This is a genomic window from Catellatospora sp. IY07-71 (assembly GCF_018326265.1).
Lineage (GTDB): Bacteria > Actinomycetota > Actinomycetes > Mycobacteriales > Micromonosporaceae > Catellatospora.
Genome location: NZ_AP023360.1, coordinates 421,577 through 443,659, shown reverse-complemented (window position 1 = coordinate 443,659; position 22,083 = coordinate 421,577). Strand labels below are relative to the sequence as shown.

Genomic DNA, 22,083 nt, shown 5'->3' with positions numbered 1-22,083 from the left:
GGTTATGCGGTGCCGGCTCGGCTACCGTGCCGCGTGTGGACAGACACATCGCGTTCGGACGCGTACACAACTTCCGGGACCTGGGCGGCTATCGCGGGCACGAGGGCAGGACCGTGCGGTGGGGGCGGCTCTACCGGTCCGACGCATTGTCGAAGATGGACGACGCCGACTGGGCGCGCTTCGCCGAGCTGGGCGTGCGCACCGTGATCGACCTGCGCTACCCGTGGGAGATCGAACGCGCCGGGCGGGTACGCGAGCACGCCGAGCTGGCGTACCACAACCTCAGCATCGAGCACCGGCCGTACCGGCAGGCCAGTCAGGACGCCGACCTGCCCATCGGGCCGTTCCTGGCGGAGAAGTACGCCGAGGTGGCCGAGGACGGGGTGGCCGAGCTGCGCCAGGCGCTCGACGTGATCGTCGCCGACGAGAACGCGCCGGTGGTGTTCCACTGCGCCTCCGGCAAGGACCGCACCGGCCTGATCGCCGCGCTGGTGCTGGCCCTGCTGGACGTGCCCGAGGACGTCATCGTGGCCGACTACGCGCTGACCGAGCTGGCCAGCGAGCGCCTGGTCGCCGACTGGATCGCCCGCGACGGAAGCCCGCCGAACTGGCGCGGCTACGGCCGCGCCCCCGCCGAGGTGATGACCCTGTTCCTGGCCTGGGTCAACGACAACTACGGCTCGCTGCGCGGCTACGCCGAACAGCGCCTCGACATCGACGAGCCCTACGTCGCGGCACTCCGCGCCACCCTCCTCACCCCGTGACTCGCCGCCGCGCCCAAGATCGCGTCGATCTTGCGTGAACTGTTAGGGATACGCCCGGAAGGGGCGTGTCATCCCCACAGTTCACGCAAGATCGACGCGGTAGAGGTCGGGCGGGGTCAGGGGGTGAGGAGTTTGCGGACCTGGTCGGGGCCGACGGCGAGGAGGAGGGTGGGGAGGCGGGGGCCGGTGTCGCGGCCGACCAGGAGGTGGTAGAGGAGGGCGAAGAACTCGCGCTGGGCGACCTTGAGCTCGGGGGTGGGCTTGACGTCCATGGGGAGGCCGAGGCGCTGCTTGGGGACGCCGTAGACGAGGGTGGTCAGGCCCTCCAGGGACCAGTGGTCGTCGAGGCCGGACAGGAGCAGGTGGAGGCTCTCGCGCTCGGTGTCGTCGAGCTTGGCGAGCAGGGTGGCGTCGGGCTCGGCGTTGACGCGGGTGCGCTGGTCGGCGGGGACCTGGGTGGTGATCCAGTGCTGGGCGCGGTCCAGGCGGGGGCGGGTCTCGTCGAGCGAGGCGACCGGGTCGGCCGGGTCGAGGTCGCGCAGGATGCGCAGGGTCTGCTCCGGGTCGCCGGTGGTGATGTCGACGATCGAGGCGAGCGTCCGGTACGGCAGCGGGTGCGGCGTCACCGGCAGCGGGCCGGCGGCGGTGCCCACGGCGCGGCTGTACGCGGCGGCGTCGGCCGGGTTCGCGGCGTCCTCGGCGACCTTGCGGCCGAGGGTGTCCCACTCGTCGTACAGGCGCTGGATCTCCTGGTCGAAGGCGATCTTGAAGGCCTGGTTGGGGCGGCGGCGGGCGTAGAGCCAGCGCAGCAGCGGCGGCTCCATGATCTGCAGCGCGTCGGCGGGCGTCGGCACGCCGCCCCGTGAGCTGCTCATCTTCGCCATGCCGGAGATGCCGACGAAGGCGTACATCGGGCCGATGGGCTGCTGCCCGCCGAAGACCTCACCCACGAGCTGCCCGCCGACCTGGAACGACGAGCCGGGGGAGGAGTGGTCGACGCCGCTCGGCTCGAACACCACGCCCTCGTACGCCCAGCGCATCGGCCAGTCGACCTTCCACACCAGCTTGCCGCGGTCGTGCTCGGACAGCCGGATCGTCTCGGTGTGCCCGCACTGGCAGGTGTAGACCAGCTCGGTCGTGTCGTCGTCGTAGGACACCACCGTGGTCAGGTCGCGCTCGCAGACCGAGCAGTACGGCTTGTACGGGTAGTAGCCCGCTGCGCCGGTGCCGTCGTCCTCGCTCGCCGCGCCGGAGCCCTCGGCGGCCTCCTGCGCCGCCGCGGCCTCCTCCTCGTCCAGCTTGCCCTGCTGCGGGGCGCCCGCCGTGCGGCCCTTGGTGCGGTAACGGTCCAGCACCGCGTCGATCTTGTTGCGCTCGCGCATGGCCAGCAGGATCTGCTCGCGGTACGCGCCGGAGGTGTACATCTGCGTCTGGCTGATGCCGCGGTACTCGACGCCCAGCTGCGCCAGCGACTCGATCATCGCGGCCTTGAAGTGCTCCGCCCAGTTCGGGTACGCGCTGCCGGCCGGGGCCGGGACCGAGGTCAGCGGCTTGCCGATGTGCGCGGCCCAGGACTCGTCCACCCCCGCGACGCCGACCGGCACCTTGCGGTAGCGGTCGTAGTCGTCCCAGCTGATGATGTGCACGACCTCGTGCCCGCGCCGCCGGACCTCGTCGGCGACCAGGTGCGGGGTCATCACCTCGCGCAGGTTGCCCAGGTGGATCGGGCCGGACGGGCTCAGTCCCGACGCGCAGACGATCGGTTTGCCCGGAGCGCGACGCTCTGCCTCGGCGATGACCTCGTCAGCGAAGCGGGAGACCCAGTCGGCCTCCGGGTTTGCGGCCACGATCGGCACGTCCTTCCATGAGAAAGCGAACGCCCCCATTCTCCCGGATCGCCCAACCCACTTTCACGACGCCCCTCCCCGCCCTCGCCCCACCCCCACCCCAACCGCGCCCCAACCGCGCCCCGGCCCGTGGCGCGGGCCCCAAGATCGCCCGACTTGCCTGGCACATGGGCGTATCTTGGCCGCGGTTTCCCCCACTTGCCAGGCAAGTCCGATGACCTTGGCCACGGGACGCGCCTCGGGCGGCGGCGGGGTGGGTGGGGTGGGGTTAGACGAGGGCGTGGGAGGGGAGGACTACGGAGGCGGCGATGCCGCGTTCCAGGGACTCCAGCTCTACGCGGATCTCGTGGCGCTGGGCGAGGCGGCTGACCACCTCGATGCCCATCTGGCGCACCGTCGCCGCGGTGATGGGGCTGGGCTGCGCCAGGCGCTGGTTCAGCTCGCGCAGCCGCTGCGCGCCCATGCCGATGCCCCGGTCCTCCACCAGCAGCACCGCCCGGTCGGCCACCTTGCGGGCCTCCACCAGGATCGCGCTGTCCGGCGGGGAGAACGCGGCCGCGTTGTCGAACAGCTCGGCCAGCAGATGCACCAGGTCGTTCACGACCGGCGCGGCCACCAGCAGGCTCTCGTCGATCACGCCGAACTCGACCCGGCGGTAGTCCTCGACCTCGGAGCGGGCGCCGTGCAGCACCTCGACCAGGGTGACCGGGTCGCGCCGGATCCGGGCCGACTCGCCGCCCGCGAGCACCAGCAGGCTCTCGTCGTTGCGCCGCATCCGGATGGCGAGGAAGTCCAGCTCGAAGACGTCTTTCATGCGGTCGGCGTCCGGCTCGACCTGCTCCATCCGGTCCAGGCAGCTGATCAGCCGGTCCACCATCGCCTGCGAGCGCCGCGACAGGTGGAACAGCATGTCGATCGTCTCGTCCTCGCCCGGGGAAGGGCTGGGTGAGCTGACCATGGCGACCACTTCCTGAACCCGGCTTCCTGTGACCTGGCTTACGGCCCATCACATATACCAGCAGCGGACGCCTCTGGCGAGACTCAATCACGTTTCCTGACAGACGCCGCGCGTACGGCTGAGAATCCGTCTTCCGGTCGACAAAGCCGTCGCGGCGTACGACGCTGAAGTCATGGTCGCCGTCCCGCACCGTCACCGCGTCCGCGCCGTGCTGCTCGACGGCGACGACGTGCTCCTGTTCGAACGGACCCGGCCCGGCGTGCCGCGCTACTGGTCGGTGCCCGGCGGCGGGGTGGAGCCCGGCGACGCGAACCTGCTGGCGGCGCTCTACCGGGAGCTGGACGAGGAGCTGCGGGCCGTGGTCACCCCACCCGTGCCGCTCACCTTCGTCGACGCGCCCCGCGAGGACGGCTGGCAGCGGCATCACCTGTTCGCCTGCCGTCTGGTCTCGATGGACTTCGCCGGCCGGTACGGGCACGAGTTCGCCGACCCGGCGAAGGGCACCTACGACGTGGTGCGGGTGCCGTTCACGGCCGAGACGATCGACGAGCTGAACCTGCAGCCCGCGGGCGTCGCCGGTTACCTGCGCCGGGCGATCGACCAGGTGTGGCAGGCCGCCCAGGACGGCCGGGCGGCGTACAGCGTCTCCTTCGCCTCGGCGACCCCGGCCGGGGTGCTGCGGCAGGCCCTGCACGAGGCGTACGGCCTCGACCCCGCGGACGTCTTCGTGGGCACGGCCGACGAGCTGATGAGCGCGGCCGACGTCAGCGCCACCGTGTGGATCAACCCCGACGCCGGCGACCCTTCGTACGGCTGCGAACTCTCGGCTGGTGACTCCCTAGCCCGCGCGACCGGCGTCAGCGAACTCGAACTCGCCACCCGCCTGTGCCGCCTCACCGGCACCACCGCCCTGGTCGCCGACGGCCCCCAGCACAGCTGGCTCGTCGCCGCCGACGGCGACTACCAGCACTCCCACGCCCTCCACTGGTAGGAAAGGAAGGGCACCTTCTTATCGTTTTCCGTAGAGGAAGGGCACCTTCTTAACGCTTCAGGTGCGGCTGGCGTCGAGGAGTGGACCTGCGCGGGGCGGCCTCAGGCCAGGATGCGCTGGTGTCCCGCGTACACGTTCATGGTCTGCCCCCGCAGGAAGCCGACCAGGGTCATTCCGGACTCCTCGGCCAGGTCGACGGCCAGCGTGCTGGGCGCGGAGACCGCGGCCATGACGCTGATCCCGGCCATCCAGGCCTTCTGGGTCAGCTCGAAACTCGCCCGGCCGGAGACGAGCAGCACGTGCCCCGCGAGCGGCAGCCGCCCGGCTCGCAACTGCATCCCGATCAGCTTGTCGACGGCGTTGTGCCGGCCCACGTCCTCGCGGACCGCGACCAGCTCCCCGGCCGCGGTGAACAGCCCGGCCGCGTGCAGCCCTCCCGTGCGCTCGAACGTGCGCTGGGCGGCCCGCAGCCGGTCCGGCAGACCCGCCAGGATCCGGGCGTCGACGGTGACCGGATCGGCGGCCACGTCGAACCGCGAACGGGTGCGAATCGCATCGATGCTGGCCTTGCCACAGACGCCGCACGAGGACGTGGTGTAGAAGTTGCGCTCCACCCCGGCGTCCGGTGGCGCGACGTGGTCGGCGAGCACCACGTCCACCACGTTGTACGTGCCGGCAGGCGGCCTCGCGTCGACAAGGCCGCCGCCGATCGGCTCGGGCGCGCTGCCGGGGCCGCCACCCATGGCCTGCGAGGCGTTAAGAAGGTGCCCTTCCTCTACGGAAAGCGTTAAGAAGGTGCCCTTCCTTTCCTGGGCGCAGAGTTGGGCGGTGAGGACGTCGGAGGGGTGGGTGATGACGCCTTCGGTGAGGAGGAAGCCGAGGGCGAGGTCGAGTTCGTCGCCGGGGGTGCGCATGGTGACGGCGAGCGGCGGGCGGGGGCCGCCGCGGTGGCCGACGCGGATCTCCAGGGGCTCCTCGGCGGTGAGGGCGTCCTGGCGGCGCAGCGGAGCGGACCCGCCGAGGTCGATGCGGGTCACCTGCCGCCGGGAGCTGGCCGCGCCCATCAGGCCGGCTGCAGCCGCACGATGATCTGCTTCGAGGTGGGCGTGTTCGAGCCGGTCGCGGTCGAGTCGAGCGGGACGAGCACGTTCGCCTCGGGGAAGTAGGTCGCGGCGCAGCCGCGCACCGTCGGGTACGCGATCACCCGGAACCCGGGCGCGCGCCGCTCCCCGTCGGCCCACTCGGAGATCAGGTCCACCATGGCGCCGTCGGCGAGGCCGAGCGCGGCGAGGTCGTCGGGGTTGACGAAGACGACCCGGCGGCCCGCCTTGACGCCCCGGTAACGGTCGTCGAGCCCGTAGATCGTGGTGTTGTACTGGTCGTGGCTGCGTACGGTCTGCAGCAGCAGGCGGCCCTCGGGCACCTCCAGCAGCTGGATCGGGCTGGCGGTGAAGCGCGCCCTGCCGTCGGCGGTGGGGAAGGTGCGGCTGTCGCGGGGCGGGTGCGGCAGGGTGAACCCGGCGGGCGTGCGCACCTTCGCCTCGAAGTCGGCGAAGCCGGGCACGGTCTGCTCGATCAGCGCCCGCACGGACCGGTAGTCCTGCGCGTACGACTCCCACGGCACGGCCGAGTCCGGCAGCACCGCGCGGGCCAGCGCGCACACGATGGCGACCTCGGACAGCAGCTGCGGCGAGGCCGGGTCGAGGCGGCCGCGGGAGGCGTGCACGTTCGACATCGAGTCCTCGACGGTGACGAACTGCTCCCCGGCGGCCTGCACGTCCCGCTCGGTGCGGCCCAGGCAGGGCAGGATCAGCACGGTCTGCTCGTCCGAGGTGACCACGTGCGAGCGGTTGAGCTTGGTGGACACGTGCGCGGTCAGCGTGCAGGAGCGCAGCGCGGCCTCGGTGACGTCGGTGTCGGGCGTGGCCGCGGCGAAGTTGCCGCCGACGGCGAAGAACACCTTGGCGTGCCCGTCGCGCATCGCCCGGATCGCCTCGACGGTGTCGTACCCCCGCCTGCTCGGCATGGGGAGGTCCAGCCGCTCGCCGAGCCCGGCCAGCCAGCTGGGCGGCTCGTGCCAGATGCCCATGGTGCGGTCGCCCTGCACGTTGGAGTGGCCGCGCACCGGGCACAGGCCCGCGCCCGGCCTGCCGATCATGCCGCGCAGCAGCTGCACGTTCACGATCTCCTGGATGGTGGCGACGGCGTCGCGGCCCTGGGTGAGCCCCATGGCCCAGCAGACCACGGTCACCGCCGACTCGGCGAACAGCCGCGCGGCGGCCTCGATCTCGGCGGGGGACAGGCCGGTCGCGCGGGCCACCAGCTCCGCGTCCAGCTGCCGCAGCCCGGCGGCATAGTCCGCGAAGCCTGAGGTGTACGCCGTGACGAAGCTCTCGTCGACCGCGCCCCACGCCAGCAGCAGCGCCCCGATCGCCTGGAACAGGGCCAGGTCGCCGCCGACCCGGACCGGCAGGTGCAGGTCGGCCAGCGGCGTCCCGGAGCCGACCAGGCCGCTCGCCTTCTGCGGGTTCTTGAACCGGATGAGCCCCGCCTCGGGCAGCGGGTTGATCGAGATGATCTTCGCGCCGCGCTGCTTGGCCTTCTCCAGCGCGGTGAGCATGCGCGGGTGGTTGGTGCCCGGGTTCTGGCCGACCACCACGATCAGCTTCGCGTCGTGCACGTCGTCGAGGGTGACCGAGCCCTTGCCCATGCCGATGGTCGCGCCCAGCGCCACGCCCGACGACTCGTGGCACATGTTGCTGCAGTCGGGCAGGTTGTTGGTGCCGTACGCCCGCGCGAACAGCTGGTACACGAACGCGGCCTCGTTCGAGGTGCGCCCGGAGGTGTAGAACAGCGCCTCGTCCGGCTCGATCGCCCGCAGGTGCTCGGCGGCCAGCGCGAACGCCTGCGCCCAGCCCAGTGGCCGGAAGTGCGTCGCGCCCGGGTGCTTGACCATCGGCGTGGTCAGCCGGCCCTGCTGGCCCAGCCAGTAGTCGCTCCTGTCGGCCAGATCGGCCACGGAGTGCTGGGCGAAGAACTCGGGCGTGATGCGGCGCAGGGTGGCCTCCTCGGCCACCGCCTTGGCCCCGTTCTCGCAGAACTCGGCGTGCGCGCGGTGCTCCGGCGCGGGCTCGGGCCAGGCGCAGCCGGGGCAGTCGAAGCCGCCCGCCTGGTTCACCCGGACCAGGGTGAGCGCGGTACGGCGTACCCCCATCTGGTTCACCGCCGCGGCGAGGCCGTGCCCGACGCCGGGCAGCCCGGCGGCCGCGGCCTTGGGGCCGCGCACGGTGAGATTCCGGTCACCCACGTCGTCGCGCGGAGGCTTCTTCGCCATACCTCAAACGATCTCACGTCCGGGCCGCGCTGCCGAGCGGGGCCGGGACTAACCTGAGGCGTCGCCGGCACCCCGACCGGCGGCATCCCTATCTGGGGAGGATGATCATGAAGGACTGGATCGCCGGCCTGCTGGCCGTGCTGGGCACCCTGCTCGTCCTGGCCGGAGCCACGGTGACCGTGGTGAAGACCCTCACGCCGGACCCCGCGGGGGCCACGACCACCGACCCGCTGGGCGGGACCGCCACCAGCAACGGCAACCGGTTCTCGCGCTGGCTGCACCGCATCAACGCGGCCGACCGGCTCATCGGCTGGGGCGTGATCCTGCTGGCGCTGGGCGCGGTCGCGGCCGGTGCCATCGAGTTCAACCTCGGCGCCTCGGCGGGCACTCGCTGACCTGCGCGCGGTCCACGAGCGACGGCCCGGCGGCCCTCCGGAGGGGAGGGTGCCGGGCCGTCCCCGTGGATAAACCGGCGTGCCAGGTGCACCCCGTGGTCCGCGGCCCCTCGCGAAGGATTATTCTGCCTCCGAGGTACGCCTCGAATGATCAATCCGGGTGGCGGCGCGAGAGTGGGGCGCCGCGGCAGCCGGGCCAGCTACAGGAGGCCAGACGTGACCACCGTCGCACCGCAGCCGATCGCGACCCGGCCATACCCCGTGCGCAAGCTCACCAAGGGTTCCGCGATCGCACGGCTGCTGCGCACCACGGACGCGAAGCAGATCGGGATCATGTACATGGTCACCGCCTTCGTGTTCTTCCTGATCGGCGGCCTGATGGCGCTGCTCATGCGCGCCGAGCTGGCGCAGCCGGGCATGCAGTACCTCTCGCCGGAGCAGTACAACCAGCTGTTCACCATGCACGGCACGATCATGCTGCTGTTCTTCGCGACGCCGATCGTGTTCGCCTTCGCGAACTACGTCGTGCCGATCCAGATCGGCGCGCCGGACGTCTCGTTCCCGCGGCTGAACTCCTTCGCGTACTGGCTGTACCTGTTCGGCGCGAGCCTGGCCACGGCCGGCTTCATCACCCCGGGTGGCGCGGCGGACTTCGGCTGGTTCGCGTACGCGCCGCTGAACGACGCGATCAACTCGCCCGGCGTCGGCGCCGACATGTGGATCGCCGGCCTGGTGCTGTCCGGCCTGGGCACCATCCTCGGCGCGGTCAACATGATCACGACGATCCTGACCCTGCGCGCGCCCGGCATGACGATGTTCCGGATGTCGATCTTCACCTGGAACATCCTCGTCACCAGCCTCCTGGTGATCATGGTCTTCCCGCTGCTGGCCGCCGCGCTGCTGGCGCTGCTGGCCGACCGCCGCCTCGGCGCGCACGTGTTCGACCCCGCCACCGGCGGCCCCATGCTGTGGCAGCACCTCTTCTGGTTCTTCGGCCACCCCGAGGTGTACATCGTCGCGCTGCCGTTCTTCGGCATCATCTCCGAGGTCATCCCGGTGTTCAGCCGCAAGCCGATCTTCGGCTACACCGGTCTGGTCGCCGCGACCCTGCTGATCGCCGCGCTGTCGATGAGCGTGTGGGCGCACCACATGTTCGCCACCGGCCAGGTGCTGCTGCCGTTCTTCTCGTTCCTCAGCTTCCTGATCGCCGTGCCCACCGGTATGAAGTTCTTCAACTGGATCGGCACCATGTGGCGCGGGCAGATCACCTTCGAGACGCCGATGCTGTTCTCGCTCGGCTTCCTGGTGATCTTCCTCTTCGGCGGCCTGTCGGGCGTGCTGCTGGCCAGCCCGCCGATCGACTTCCACGTCTCGGACTCGTACTTCGTCGTCGCGCACTTCCACTACGTGCTCTTCGGCACCATCGTGTTCGCCGTGTACGCCGGCGTCTACTTCTGGTTCCCGAAGATGTTCGGCCGGATGCTCGACGAGAAGCTCGGCAAGGTGCACTTCTGGCTGACCGTGATCGGCTTCAACGCCACCTTCCTGGTGCAGCACTGGCTCGGCGCGGAGGGCATGCCCCGCCGCTACGCCGACTACCTGGAGTCCGACGGCTTCACCGCGCTGAACATGATCTCGACGGTCGGCGCGTTCATCCTGGGCGCCTCCACACTGCCGTTCCTGTACAACGTGTGGAAGTCGTACCGGACCGGCCCGGTGGTCACCGTCGACGACCCGTGGGGCCACGGCAACTCCCTGGAGTGGGCGACCAGCTGCCCGCCGCCGCTGCGCAACTTCGACCGGATGCCCCGCATCCGCTCCGAGCGCCCCGCCTTCGACGCCAAGTTCCCCCACCTGGCCGTCTCCACCGGCACCAAGGCCCCCGTCATCGAGGCCCCCAGCTACTCCCACGGCAAGCAGGGCGGCGACCACGAGGTCTAAGCCCTCACCAGCCCCACCGGGGCCCGGCCGCTCCCCGCGGCCGGGCCCCGCTTTCTGTGCGTTGATCATGAACTTATGGACGTGTTCGACGGCGTGTCGCTGCCCTAACTTCATGATCGATCTCGTTCGGCGGGGCCGCGCGGGCCGTGGGCGGGGTTGGCGGGGGGTGGGCTGGGGCAGGATAGGGGCATGCCGGAGGGGGACACCGTCTGGAACACGGCCAAGGTGCTGCGTGACGGGTTGCTGGGCGCGGTGCTGACCGGCTCGGACTTTCGGGTGCCGCAGCTGGCCACCGTGGACCTCGGCGGGTGGACCGTGGCCGAGTCCGCGAGCCGGGGTAAGCACCTGCTGCTGCGCCTGGTCTCGCCGGAGGGGCGTGCGGTGAGCCTGCACTCCCACCTGCGGATGGAGGGCGCCTGGCGGGTGTACGCCCCCGGCGAGCGCTGGACCGGGCGTCCCGCGCATCTGATCCGCGTGGTGCTGCGCACACCGGGCTCGGTAGCCGTCGGCTATCACCTGCACGATCTCAAGCTGCTGCCCACCGACCGGGAGGCGGAGCTGGTCGGCCATCTCGGGCCGGACCTGCTCGGATCCGACTGGGATCCCGCCGAGGCGGTCCGGCGGCTGTCCGCCGACCCGGCGCGCCCGGTCGCCGAGGCGCTGCTCGACCAGCGCAACCTCGCCGGGATCGGCAACCTCTACAAATGCGAGCTGCTGTTCCTGCGTGGGGTGTGGCCGTGGACCCCCGTCGGCGACGTGCCCGACCTGCCCGGCATGGTGACGCTCGGCCAGCGCCTCCTGTCCGCGAACCGGGGCCGGTGGACCCAGTCCACCACGGGCTCCCTGCGCCGCGGCGAGACCAGCTACGTGTACGGCCGCCGCGCCCAGCCCTGCCGCCGCTGTGCCGGGCCCATCAGCAAGGACGGCGAGGGCGAGCGCATCACCTACTGGTGCCCCCACTGCCAGCCCACCCACCACACAACCTGAGCTACCCGGCCCCGGTCCCGCGGCCTGGGCCACGCGGCCTGGGCCATGATCGGCGTTTCGTGTCGGAACCTCTGGCCAGACCGCAGATCTGGACACCAGACACCGATCTCCGTGGAGGTGGCGGCCCTAGGCGGAGCCGACGGCCCACGTCCGGTGGCCGAAGATCGCTGGTTCGTGTCGCAAAGTGGGGCTGGAGCGCAGATTTCGACACGAGACAGCGATCATCGCGGACCGGCGGGCAGGCCGCACGGGGTGGCGGCTGTTACCGGGGCGCGACGGGCTCGACGGAGGGGAGGGTGGCTCCAGCGCCCGCGATGGGGGCCTCGGCGAGGATCACCCCGGCGTCGACGGACGTCTCGGGCTTGTGGGCGGGACGGGGGCGGGTGCCGGCGCCGGCCAGGCGCCAGAGGGGGAGTGCGATCAGGACCAGGAGCAGGCCCGCCGCGCCGGTGGCGGCGAACGCCCAGTGCGGCCCGTACCCGTCGATGATCGCGCCGGCGAACGGGGCGCCCGCCGCGACGCCGACCGTCAGCGCGGTCCCGTGCAGGCCCATCGCCTCGCCGCGGGCTCCGGACGGCACCCACTTGCTCATGGTGTCGATGGACGCCGACAGCGACGGCGCACACAGCACCCCGGCCGGGATCAGCGCGAGCAGCAGCCACCACCAGCCGCCGCCGACCAGGCCGACGGGGATGGTGAACAGCGACAGGCCACCGGCCAGCAGCAGCGGCGACACGCTGCGGTGCAGCGCGCCGTACACGAAGCCGCCGATCAGGGAGTAGCCGCACCAGACGGCGATGACCAGGCCGGTCCAGCCGGTCTGGCCGGTCTCCTTGAGCGAGGCGATCACGGTGAGGTCGGTGGCGGTGAGCACGAAGGTCAGCACGGAGCTGACGCCGAGCAGCGCGAACAGGCGCGGGCGCAGCCACTGGCGGCGCGGCACGGCGGCGTCCCCGGCGTCCGCCTCGGCCGCGGAGCGGGTCGGCGGGTCGAGCACGATCAGCAGCAGGCCCGCGCCGACCACGCCGATGCCGACGGCGTACATGGTGGGGCGGCTGCCGAAGGCGGTGACGGCGGCGACGGCCGCGGCGGGGGCGAGCATGTACGACAGCTCGACCGCCATCGAGTCCAGGGCGAACCCGGGGCGGCGCTGGTCGGCCGGGACGAGCGCGGCCAGGCACTGCCGGACGAGGCTGAACACGGGTAGTGCGAGCACCCCGGCGATGAGGGCGCCGGCCAGCAGGGCGTGGTATCCGAGCCGCGGCGCGGCGATCCAGAACAGCAGCTGGGCGACGGTGGTCACGGCGAGCACGGGACGCAGCCCGTGCCGGTCCATCAGCCGCCCGGCCAGCGGGGAGCCGATCGCGGAGCCGAGGGTGGAGGCGGTGCCGACGAGGCCGGCCTGGGCGAAGCCGAGGTGCAGCGTGTTCACCACGTGCAGGGTCAGCACGATGCCTGTGGCGATGACCGGGACACGAGCCACCAACCCCACCAGCAGCAATGCGCGTACGCCGGGGAGTCCGAGAATCTTGCGGTAAGGCTCGATGGTCATTTGGGTCTTTACCTCCGGCAGCCATCCTGCCCGAGCACCCTGACCTTGCGGCAGTGGTTGTCGGCGCCGCGATGGTCATCTCGATCACACCGGAGCACAAAGGCGGCGGCCCGCCCGGAACCCCGAGGTTCCTGGCGGGCCGCCTGGAAAAGCCCTGCTGGATCAGGCAAGGCCGTTCTTGATCGCGGTGATCAGCTCACCGTTGGAGGTGTCGCCGAACGTGTCCCAGAAGAAGGCGCCGGCCAGGCTCTGGCTCTTGGCCCAGGCCATCTTGCTCTGGATGGTGGCCGGGGTGTCGTAGCTCCACCACTGGCCGCCGCTGTAGCAGTAGGCGGTGCCGCCGACGGTGCCGTTGGCCGGGCACTTGGTCTTGAGCACGTGGTAGTCCTCGATGCCCGCCTCGTAGGTGCCGGCTGCCGCGCCGGTGGCGGAGCCGCCGGGCGCCGCCTGGGTCACGCCGGTCCAGCCGCGGCCGTAGAAGCCGATGCCGATGAGCAGCTTGGACGCGGGAACGCCCTTGCTCTTCAGCTTGGCGATGGCCGCCTCGGTGCAGAAGCCGGCCTGCGGGATGCCCGAGTAGCAGGTGAGCGGCGAGTGCGGGGCGGTCGGGCCGGTGGCGGCCCAGGCGCCGAAGAAGTCGTACGTCATCGGCATGTACCAGTCGACGTACTGCGCGGCCGCGCCGTAGTCGGTGGCGTCGAGCTTGCCGCCGTTGCTGCCGTCCGCCGTGATCGCGGAGGTCACCAGGTTGCCGGTGCCGAAGCGGTTGCGCAGCGCCTGCATCAGGTTGCGGTACGCGAGCGGGCCGCTGCTGTCGCAGGACAGGCCGCAGGCGTTCGGGTACTCCCAGTCGATGTCGATGCCGTCGAACACGTCGGCCCAGCGCGGGTCCTCGACCAGGTTGTAGCAGGAGTTGGCGAACGCGGTCGGGTTGGCCGCGGCCTGGCCGAAGCCGCCGGACCAGGTCCAGCCGCCGAACGACCACACGATCTTCAGGTTCGGGTACTGCTTCTTCAGCTTGCGGAGCTGGTTGAAGTTGCCGCGCAGCGCGCCGGCGTCCCAGGTGTCGGCGACGCCGTCGACGCTCTCGGCCGCCGAGTAGGCGCGGTCGTAGTCGGTGTACGAGTCACCGATCACGCACTGGCCGTTGGTGACGTTGCCGAACGCGTAGTTGATGTGCGTCAGCTTGGCGGCCGAGCCGCTGCTGACCAGGTTCTTCACGTGGAAGTTGCGGCCGTACTGCGCCCAGTTCGTGAAGTAGCCGATGACCTTCTTGCCCGGGTTGGGGTTGGTCGGGCTGGTCGACGGGCTGGGCGAGCTGCTCGGGGAGCTGCTCGGCGAGTTGCTCGGCCGGGGCGAGGCGGTGGCGCTCGGGCTCGCCGGCGGGGACGCCGACGGGCTGGAGCCGGTGGCGCAGTTGGCGCCGTTGATGGTGCACGCGGTGGGCGTGCCCGAGCCGGACGTCACGAAGCCGAACGACGTGCTGCCGCCGGGGGCGAGCGTGCCGTTCCAGGTGCCCGTGGCGGTGCGGGTCTGGCCGCTGCCGGTCAGGACGGCGTCCCAGGAGGAGGTGACGGAGGTGCCGGCCGGCATCGTGAAGACGACGGTCCAGGTCACGGAGGCGCTGGTGCCGTTGTTGATGACGTACTTGCCCTCGGCGCCACTGCCCCAGTTGGACGTCTGGGTGTAGGTGGCGGTGACGGTGCCGGCCGCGTTCGCCATGGTCACGGCCCCGATGGAACCGGCGACGACCATGGCCGCGGTTGCGGCTATCAGGCGGGCCCTTGATTTGAGCATGGCTCTCCCTTAGTGATTGACACCTATCCCCCCGATGGCGCCAAACATTAAGTTAACTTTCCTTAAAAAGGAAGAGCGCTTGCCTAAAACCTCTCTTAAGGAGCCCTGAACTGCTATTTCGTTACGCTTTAACGATCTCCACGCCCGCCTCGCGAAGATCGCCGAGTGCCCGCTCCGTCGATTCCGGAGCGACTCCGGCGGTCAGGTCGAGCAGGACGGTGGTCCGGAAGCCCTCGCGCGCGGCGTCCAGCGCGGTCGCCCGTACACAGTGGTCGGTGGCGATGCCCACCACGTCGACCTCGGTCACGTCCCGCGCGCGCAGCCATGCGGTCAGGCTCTCCCCGTTGCACGCCCCCTCGAAGCCGGAGTACGCCGCGGCGTACTCACCCTTGAGGAACACGGCGTCGACGCGTTCGGTGTCGAAGTCGGGGTGGAACTGCTCGCCGGGGGTGTCCGCGACGCAGTGCACCGGCCAGCTGGCGGAGTAGTCCGGCGGGTTGCCGAAGTGCGGGCCCGGGTCCTGGTGGTGGTCCTTGGTGGCCACGATGTGGTCCCAGCGCCGCTGCTCGGCCGCCGCGTCCTGGGCCAGGTGCGCGGACACCGCCGCCGCGACCGCGGCCCCGCCGGTGACCGGCAGCGATCCGCCCTCGCAGAAGTCGTTCTGCACGTCGACGATGATCAGTGCGCGGGACATGGCGGCCTCCCCGGACGGCTGGGCGGTGGTGCGCTCACCACCGCCCCTCATGCTGCTCCGGTTCGGCTGCCCCGCGCAACGATCACGTGGCCCATCTCATGCTCGCCGGCTACCGCGACCTTAATCGGTGTCATCCCTCCGCTTCGCTACGGGAAGACACCGAGCGGTCGCTATCGCGGGCGACGGCGGTCACGGTGACGGGCACCGCCGGATCGCCCGCGGACAGCTTCAGACCCTCCCACGGGATCGTGATCAGACAGTCGCGCAGGTGGGTCCGGCTCTGCTCCAGGGTCGGCAGGTCGGCGACCGGCTCGCCGCCGCGGACCAGCGGGCGCTGCAGCAGCCGGTCGCCCGGCTGCGGGTCGGCCGTCACCGCGGACGCGCCGGTCAGCACGATCTCCTCGACCGCGGTCCCGGTCGGCTTGTGGCGGCGGTACGCCGTCTTGCGCCCGCCCACCGTCGCCTTGTTCTCCGAGCGCTTCACCACCGGCCGGCCGTCCACTTCGACCAGCTTGTAGACCAGGCCAGCGGTCGGCGCGCCGGAGCCGGTCACCACCGCGGTGCCCGCGCCGTACACGTCGACCGGCTCGGCGGCGAGCGCGGCGATGGCGTACTCGTCCAGGTCGCCGCTGACCACGATCTTGACGTCGGGCGCGCCCAGCTCGTCGAGCAGTGCGCGCGACTGCGCCGCCAGCACCGACAGGTCGCCGGAGTCGATGCGCACCGCGCGCAGGCCGGGGCCGGCCACCGCGATCGCGTTGCGGATGCCCTGGCTGATGTCGTACGTGTCGACCAGCAGCGTGGTCTGCTCGCCCAGCGCCGCGACCTGGGAGGCGAACGCCGCCTTCTCGTCGTCGTGCAGCAGGGTGAACGCGTGGGCCGCGGTGCCCGCGGTCGGGATGCCGTAGCGCAGCCCGGCGGCGAGGTTCGAGGTCGAGGCGAAACCGGCCAGGTACGCCGCGCGCGCCGACGCCACGGCGGCCTCCTCGTGCGCCCGGCGCGAGCCCATCTCGATCAGCGGGCGGCCCCGGGCCGCGGTGACCATGCGGGCCGCGGCCGCGGCGATCGCGCAGTCGTGGTTCAGCACGGACAGGAGCAGCGTCTCCAGGATCACGCACTCCGCGAACGTGCCGGAGACGGTCAGGATGGGGGAGTTGGGGAAGAACAGCTCACCCTCGGCGTAACCGTCGACGTCCCCGGAGAAGCGGAACCCGGCCAGCCACTCGGCGGTCGCGTCGTCGACCACGCCGGTGCGGCGCAGGAAGTCGACCTCGTCCGGGGGAAAGGTGAAGGCGGCGAGCTGCTCCAGCAGCCGCCCCGTGCCGGCCACCACGCCGTAGCGGCGGCCCTGCGGCAGCCGGCGTGCGAAGACCTCGAACACGCTGCTCCGGTGGGCCGTGCCGTCGCGCAGCGCTGCGCTGATCATGGTGAGTTCGTAGTGGTCCGTCAGCAGCGCCGGTGCTCCCGCACCCGTCTTTTGCATCCCGACAGCCTATGGTGCGGCCCGATCTTGCGGAGGCCTGCCCCGTACCGGATGGTCCTCCACATCTCGGCACGGCATGGGCTCGTCCGTACCTGTGTGTTGCCGGAATCAACTCGTAGGATGGGGGACGTGACCGCCGCCCCACAGACCGTACCGGTCGACAAACCGGACATAGACGAAGCGTCGGAGTTCGCCCGACCGTGGGTCACCATCGTGCACAACGATCCGGTGAACCTGATGAGCTATGTGACCTGGGTTTTCCAGCAGCTCTTCGGTTACAGCAGGGACAAGGCCGAACTGCTGATGCTCGACGTGCACCAGAAGGGCCGTGCCGTCGTCTCCGCGGGCGCTCGCGAGCGCATGGAGCACGACGCCACCAGGCTGCACTCGTACGGGCTGTGGGCCACGGTCGACCGACAGTGAGCGAGCGCGCATGACCATCTTCCGCCGGGTCGGGTCGGAGTGTGTGGCGGACTTCCGTGAGGACGAGGTACGGGTGCTGCGCAAGGTCGCCGAGGAGGTCGTCGGCCTGCTGACCGACGGCTTCGACCGCGAGGACCCTGTCGTCGAACGCCTGTTCCCCGACGTCTACCCCGCCGACGCCAAGGACTCCGCCGAGTTCCGCCGCTTCACCGAGGGCGACCTCAAGACCGCCAAGATCGATCAGGCGGGGGCCGTGCTGGCCGGGCTGCCCGAGGCCGGCAAGGGCGAGGTGCGCCTGGACGCCGAGTCGGCCGAGGCCTGGCTGCGCGCCATCAACGACGCGCGGCTCGCGCTCGGCATCCGCCTGGAGCTGACCGACGACACCGTGGTGGAGTACGAACTGGAGGAGGCCCTGGAGCAGGACGCCGGCTCCGCGCGCGTCTTCCAGCTCAGCGTGTACTCCTACCTGGGCTACCTCCAGGAGTCCCTGCTCGACGCGATCATCGGGGTCAACAACCGGTGATCGTGCGGCGGATCACATGGCTGTCCGCGCACGGGCACGGGTCGGTAGGCTGGTCGCCGTGCTGACCATCCACAGGGAGATCATCGAGGCGATCGTCGCCCACGCCCGCCGGGACCACCCGGACGAGGCCTGCGGCGTCGTGGCCGGTCCCGTGGGCTCGGACGCGCCGCTGCGGCACATCCCCATGGAGAACGCCGAGCGCTCCACCACGTTCTACCGGTTCGACTCGACCGAGCAGCTGCGGGTCTGGCGGGAGATGGACGACCGCGACGAGGAGCCGGTGGTGATCTACCACTCGCACACGGCGACGGAGCCGTATCCCTCGCGCACGGACGTCTCGTACGCCGGCGAGCCCAACGCGCACTATCTGCTGGTCTCGACCCGCGATGAGCACACGGCGGAGATCCGCTCGTTCCGCATCGTGGACGGACAGGTGTCCGAGGAGCCGGTCCAGCTCGTTGATGAGAGCATGGACCCCATGCGGAGCATCGAGAAGAGCGGCGACCCGCACGCCGTGCAGTCGTTCATGTTCGGGCAGAGCCCGGCGACGGTGGACTACGAGTGTCAGCACTGAGCTGACTCATCCCGGTCCGCCCGTCCCGTTCGACTTTTTCTTCTTCAGGAGTGTTCCGCCATGGCTATCGACGTCCGCATCCCCACCATCCTCCGCTCGTACACGGGCGGCGCGAAGGCCGTCTCCGGCGCCGGGGACAACCTCGCCGACCTGCTCACCAACCTCGACGGCAGCTACCCCGGCCTGCGCGGCCGGCTTATCACGCCCGAGGGCGGCCTGCACCGCTTCGTGAACATCTACGTCAACGACGAGGACGTCCGCTTCCTCGGCTCCCTCGACGCCAAGATCAGCGACGGCGACACGGTGACGATCCTGCCCGCCGTCGCCGGCGGCGCCTTCGGCCTCGCCGCCGCCGCCGCGGTCCTGGGCCGCTGACCTCTCACGGCCTCTCTCCCGCGCCGATCTTGCGCGAACTGTGGGTGTGACGTGCCCATAGCGGACATATCCCTAACAGTTCGCGCAAGATCGACGCCAGGGTTCGCGTGGAACGGAGCTGACGATGGCGCGTTATGAGTCACTGCTCGACATCTGCGGGGACACGCCGCTGATCGGGCTGCCGCGGCTGAGCCCGACGGTGCCCGAGGGGGCGCCGCCGGTGCGGATCTGGGCCAAGCTGGAGGACCGCAACCCGACCGGCAGCGTCAAGGACCGGGCCGCGACGTACATGGTGCGCGCGGCCGAGGCCGACGGCCGGCTGCGCCCCGGGGCCACCATCCTGGAGCCGACCAGCGGCAACACCGGCATCGCCCTGGCCATGGTGGCCAAGCTGCGCGGCTACCGCCTGGTCTGTGTGATGCCGGAGAACGTCTCCACCGAGCGGATCCAGCTGCTGCGGATGTACGGCGCGGAGATCATCTTCTCGCCGGCGGCGGGCGGCTCGAACCAGGCCGTCGCCACCGCCAAGCAGATCTCCGCCGAGCACCCGGACTGGGTGATGCTGTACCAGTACGGCAACGAGGCGAACGCCCGCGCGCACTACGAGACGACCGGCCCCGAGCTGCTGCGCGACCTGCCCACGCTGACCCACTTCGTGGCCGGCCTGGGCACCACCGGCACGCTCATGGGCACCGGCCGTTACCTGCGGGAGAAGAACCCGGACATCCAGATCATCGCGGCGGAGCCCCGCTACGGCGAGCTGGTGTACGGCCTGCGCAACATCGACGAGGGCTACGTGCCCGAGCTGTACGACGCGTCCGTGCTCACCCGCCGCTTCTCGGTGGGCACGCGCGACGCGGTGCTGCGTACCCGCCAGCTGGTCGAGGTCGAGGGCCTGTTCGTGGGCTTCTCCACCGGCGCGGTGGCGCACGCCGCGCTCGCCGTGGCGCACGACGCGGCCAAGAAGGGCCAGGCCGCCGACGTGGCGTTCCTGGTCGCCGACGCGGGCTGGAAGTACCTGTCGACGGGCGCCTACACCGGCACCCTCGCCGATGCCGAGTCCGCCCTCGAAGGCCAGCTCTGGGCCTGACCCGCCCGCATCAACCACTAGAACTCAAGCCCTGCCGCGCGGGGCTCGCTGCTGTGTACCCGCCTAAATGGTGTTGATCATGAAGTTATGGCAGCGACACGCCGTCGAACACGGCCATAAGTTCATGATCAACGCAGTAAAGGCGGGGGCCGGTCAGAGGGCGGTGTAGACGAGGACCAGGTTGGTGAGGAGGAGGAGGGTGGCGGCGGTGAAGAGGTAGAGGGGGAGGCGGTGGCGGTGGACGGCGAAGAAGCCGGCCGCGACGGCGGCGACGCCGAGGACGCCGAGGGTGAGGGAGACGGGGGCGTACCAGGGGGGCAGGTCCAGGTTCAGGGCGAGGGAGAAGGCGAGGCGGCCGCCGGGGATGAGGCCGAGGAAGGCCATCGCGGCGGCCCACGTGCACAGGCCGAGCAGGCGGCCGCTGCGCGGGGACGGGTCGTCCTCGCCGGGCAGGCGGAAGCGCGACGAGACGGCGTTGCGCAGGCCGCCGGAGCCGCGCGCGTTCTGGTAGTCGGGCGAGGTGCGGGCGGCGGGAGCCATGGCGTGGTCGTCACGGGCCGTGTTTGCGCTGTTGCCAGCGGTGCTGGCGGGGTCCGCGATGGCGAGCCCGCCCTCGGCGTCGCGCTCGGAGTCTGACTCAGTACGCACTGTGCTCGCCGTCCTCGTGCCTGACCTGCCCGCCGATCGGGCCGTGCACACTGTGCAACGGTCGGCGGCGACCGTCCGTAACGGCAGGGTGAGAGCGGTGTCACGTTCGCGACATCTCGGAACCGACCGTTCCCCGGAAGGGGCCTCGGGCAAGTAGGCTGCGCAGCGTGACGGACGCGCCGATCGGCATCTTCGACTCGGGGGTCGGCGGGCTGACGGTGGCCCGCGCCATTCTCGACCAGCTGCCGCATGAACGGACCGTCTATCTGGCCGACACGGCACACGTGCCGTACGGGCCGAAGCCGATCGCCGACGTGCGCCGCTACGCCCTGGACTGCCTGGACCGGCTGGTCGAGCGCGGCGTGAAGATGCTCGTCATCGCCTGCAACACCGCTTCCGCCGCGTGCCTGCACGACGCGCGGGAGCGGTACGACGTGCCGGTGGTGGAGGTGATCCGGCCCGCGGTGCGGCGTGCCGTGGCCGCGACCCGCAACAGCAGGGTCGGCGTGATCGCCACCACCGCTACGATCAACTCCGGGGCGTACCAGGACTCGTTCGCCGCCGCGCCGCACATCGCGGTGACCGCGGCGGCGTGCCCGCAGTTCGTCGGGCTGGTCGAGCGGGGCGTCACCTCCGGCCGGGCCCTGCTCGGCCTCGCCAGCGCCTATCTGGAGCCGCTACAGCGGGCCCAGGTGGACACGCTGGTGCTGGGCTGCACGCACTACCCGCTGCTCACCGGTGTGATCAGCCTCGTGATGGGGGACCAGGTGACCCTGGTGTCGAGCGCGGACGAGACGGCGCGGGACGTCTACCGAGTGCTCGTCGAACGGGACCTGCTGCGCCCGGACGACGCCCCGGCGCCGGACCACGAGCTGCTGTGCACCGGCGACCAGGAGATCTTCGACCGGCTGGCGAAGCGGTTCCTCGGGACCGCGCTGGACCCCGCAGGAGCGAGTGCATGAGACTTACGGTGCTGGGCTGCGCGGGCAGCTTCCCGGGGCCGGAATCGGCCTGCTCGGCGTACCTGGTGGAGGCAGACGGCTTCCGGCTGCTGCTGGACTTCGGCACCGGCTCGCTGTCGGCGCTGCAGCGCTACGCCAGCCTGAAGTCGGTCGACGCGATCCTGCTCAGCCATCTGCACTGCGACCACATGCTCGACGCCTGCTCGTACGTGGTGGTGCGCCGCTACGCCCCCGACGGGCCGTACCCGCCGATCCCGGTGTACGCGCCGGCCGGCGCGCCGGAGCGCATCGCGACCGCGTACAGCCTCGACGAGGGGCCGCTGGACGACATCTACACGTTCTACGCGCTGCAGCCGGGCAGCTTCCCCATCGGCCCGTTCCAGGTGAGCGTGGACCGGGTCAACCACCCCGTGGAGACGTACGGCGTGCGCCTGGAGCACGAGGGCCGGGTGCTGGCGTACTCGGGCGACACCGCCGGCTGTGACGCGCTGCTGCGGCTGGCCCAGGGCGCGGACCTGTTCCTGTGCGAGGCGAGCTACCTCGACGGCGTGGACAACCCGCCGGACCTGCACCTGACCGGCGGCGAGGCGGGCGAGATCGCGACCAAGGCCGGGGTGCGGCGCCTGCTGCTGACCCACCTGGTCACCGCGTGGGGCTCCGAGGCCGAGACGCTGAACAACGCGAGCGCCACGTTCGCCGGGCCTGTCGAGATCGTCCGACCCGGTTCCCGGTACGAAGTTTGACC

21 protein-coding genes are annotated in these 22,083 nt (G+C 71.1%); 12 read left to right on the top strand and 9 right to left on the bottom strand.

Translation table 11 applies throughout. From position 1 onward, the window contains the following. Positions 1–35: 35 nt before the first annotated feature. Positions 36–764: a tyrosine-protein phosphatase gene (locus tag CS0771_RS01985; protein WP_212839527.1), complete on the top strand. Its 729-nt coding sequence runs from the start codon at positions 36–38 to the stop codon at positions 762–764. A 116-nt stretch (positions 765–880) separates the two neighbouring features. Here the strand turns inward: CS0771_RS01985 and lysS are convergent, their stop codons facing one another. Together lysS and CS0771_RS01975 are read right to left on the bottom strand one after the other, a co-directional pair. Next, positions 881–2,611 (bottom strand): lysine--tRNA ligase, encoded by a 1,731-nt coding sequence (gene lysS / locus CS0771_RS01980; protein ID WP_244870547.1) that lies wholly within the window; start codon positions 2,609–2,611, stop codon positions 881–883. Positions 2,612–2,879: 268 nt separating this feature from the next. After that, a complete protein-coding gene (locus CS0771_RS01975) occupies positions 2,880–3,569 on the bottom strand; it encodes a sensor histidine kinase KdpD (RefSeq protein ID WP_212839525.1) in 690 nt (229 codons plus the stop codon). Positions 3,570–3,741: 172 nt separating this feature from the next. Between CS0771_RS01975 and CS0771_RS01970 the strand changes: the two genes are divergently transcribed. Beyond that, positions 3,742–4,560, top strand: coding sequence for an NUDIX domain-containing protein (locus tag CS0771_RS01970; RefSeq protein ID WP_212839524.1), 819 nt, complete (start codon positions 3,742–3,744; stop codon positions 4,558–4,560). A 101-nt stretch (positions 4,561–4,661) separates the two neighbouring features. Here the strand turns inward: CS0771_RS01970 and fdhD are convergent, their stop codons facing one another. After that, positions 4,662–5,624, bottom strand: a complete 963-nt coding sequence (fdhD, locus tag CS0771_RS01965) for a formate dehydrogenase accessory sulfurtransferase FdhD (protein ID WP_212839523.1) — start codon at positions 5,622–5,624, stop codon at positions 4,662–4,664. Then, positions 5,624–7,894: an FdhF/YdeP family oxidoreductase gene (locus CS0771_RS01960; protein WP_212839522.1), complete on the bottom strand. Its 2,271-nt coding sequence runs from the start codon at positions 7,892–7,894 to the stop codon at positions 5,624–5,626. The genes fdhD and CS0771_RS01960 overlap by 1 nt, the downstream gene beginning before the upstream one ends. Before the next feature lie 107 nt (positions 7,895–8,001). On the opposite strand from CS0771_RS01960, the gene CS0771_RS01955 reads away from it, so the two are divergent. The 3 genes from CS0771_RS01955 to CS0771_RS01945 all read left to right on the top strand — a co-directional run bounded on the left by CS0771_RS01955 (position 8,002) and on the right by CS0771_RS01945 (position 11,217). After that, a complete protein-coding gene (locus tag CS0771_RS01955) occupies positions 8,002–8,289 on the top strand; it encodes a hypothetical protein (RefSeq protein ID WP_212839521.1) in 288 nt (95 codons plus the stop codon). Positions 8,290–8,505: 216 nt separating this feature from the next. Then, positions 8,506–10,230 carry a cytochrome c oxidase subunit I gene (ctaD, locus tag CS0771_RS01950; protein WP_212839520.1) on the top strand — a complete coding sequence of 575 codons (1,725 nt, stop codon included), beginning with the start codon at positions 8,506–8,508 and terminating at the stop codon, positions 10,228–10,230. 189 nt (positions 10,231–10,419) lie between these two features. Continuing rightward, positions 10,420–11,217 carry an Fpg/Nei family DNA glycosylase gene (locus tag CS0771_RS01945; protein WP_212839519.1) on the top strand — a complete coding sequence of 266 codons (798 nt, stop codon included), beginning with the start codon at positions 10,420–10,422 and terminating at the stop codon, positions 11,215–11,217. Positions 11,218–11,479: 262 nt separating this feature from the next. On the opposite strand, the gene CS0771_RS01940 is transcribed toward CS0771_RS01945, so the two are convergent. From CS0771_RS01940 to CS0771_RS01925, 4 genes are all read right to left on the bottom strand, one after another. Next, a complete protein-coding gene (locus tag CS0771_RS01940; RefSeq protein WP_212839518.1) occupies positions 11,480–12,769 on the bottom strand; it encodes an MFS transporter in 1,290 nt (429 codons plus the stop codon). Positions 12,770–12,931: 162 nt separating this feature from the next. Then, entirely contained in the window at positions 12,932–14,566 is a 1,635-nt protein-coding gene (locus CS0771_RS01935) for a glycosyl hydrolase family 18 protein (RefSeq protein ID WP_212839517.1), read from the bottom strand. A 121-nt stretch (positions 14,567–14,687) separates the two neighbouring features. Beyond that, a complete protein-coding gene (locus tag CS0771_RS01930) occupies positions 14,688–15,260 on the bottom strand; it encodes an isochorismatase family protein (protein WP_212839516.1) in 573 nt (190 codons plus the stop codon). A 130-nt stretch (positions 15,261–15,390) separates the two neighbouring features. Continuing rightward, positions 15,391–16,743, bottom strand: coding sequence for a nicotinate phosphoribosyltransferase (locus CS0771_RS01925; RefSeq protein ID WP_212839515.1), 1,353 nt, complete (start codon positions 16,741–16,743; stop codon positions 15,391–15,393). A gap of 120 nt (positions 16,744–16,863) precedes the next feature. On the opposite strand from CS0771_RS01925, the gene clpS reads away from it, so the two are divergent. The 5 genes from clpS to CS0771_RS01900 all read left to right on the top strand — a co-directional run bounded on the left by clpS (position 16,864) and on the right by CS0771_RS01900 (position 19,728). Continuing rightward, the gene (gene clpS / locus CS0771_RS01920; RefSeq protein WP_203753525.1) at positions 16,864–17,166 is read left to right on the top strand and encodes an ATP-dependent Clp protease adapter ClpS; all 303 of its coding nucleotides are present in this window, start codon (positions 16,864–16,866) and stop codon (positions 17,164–17,166) included. 10 nt (positions 17,167–17,176) lie between these two features. Further along, on the top strand, positions 17,177–17,689 hold the full coding sequence (locus CS0771_RS01915) for a DUF2017 domain-containing protein (protein WP_203753528.1): 513 nt from the start codon (positions 17,177–17,179) through the stop codon (positions 17,687–17,689). Between the two features lie 58 nt (positions 17,690–17,747). Next, positions 17,748–18,263, top strand: a complete 516-nt coding sequence (locus CS0771_RS01910; RefSeq protein ID WP_239126114.1) for a Mov34/MPN/PAD-1 family protein — start codon at positions 17,748–17,750, stop codon at positions 18,261–18,263. Between the two features lie 60 nt (positions 18,264–18,323). Continuing rightward, a complete protein-coding gene (locus CS0771_RS01905; protein ID WP_212839513.1) occupies positions 18,324–18,638 on the top strand; it encodes a MoaD/ThiS family protein in 315 nt (104 codons plus the stop codon). Between the two features lie 124 nt (positions 18,639–18,762). Next, positions 18,763–19,728 carry a PLP-dependent cysteine synthase family protein gene (locus tag CS0771_RS01900; protein WP_212839512.1) on the top strand — a complete coding sequence of 322 codons (966 nt, stop codon included), beginning with the start codon at positions 18,763–18,765 and terminating at the stop codon, positions 19,726–19,728. Positions 19,729–19,881: 153 nt separating this feature from the next. Here the strand turns inward: CS0771_RS01900 and CS0771_RS01895 are convergent, their stop codons facing one another. Next, entirely contained in the window at positions 19,882–20,376 is a 495-nt protein-coding gene (locus CS0771_RS01895) for a hypothetical protein (protein WP_212839511.1), read from the bottom strand. A gap of 167 nt (positions 20,377–20,543) precedes the next feature. Here CS0771_RS01895 and murI point away from each other — a divergent pair, with 167 nt between their 5' ends. Together murI and CS0771_RS01885 are read left to right on the top strand one after the other, a co-directional pair. Beyond that, positions 20,544–21,338 carry a glutamate racemase gene (murI, locus tag CS0771_RS01890; RefSeq protein ID WP_212839510.1) on the top strand — a complete coding sequence of 265 codons (795 nt, stop codon included), beginning with the start codon at positions 20,544–20,546 and terminating at the stop codon, positions 21,336–21,338. Beyond that, positions 21,335–22,081: an MBL fold metallo-hydrolase gene (locus tag CS0771_RS01885; protein ID WP_212839509.1), complete on the top strand. Its 747-nt coding sequence runs from the start codon at positions 21,335–21,337 to the stop codon at positions 22,079–22,081. The genes murI and CS0771_RS01885 overlap by 4 nt, the downstream gene beginning before the upstream one ends. The last annotated feature ends 2 nt before the right edge of the window (positions 22,082–22,083 follow it).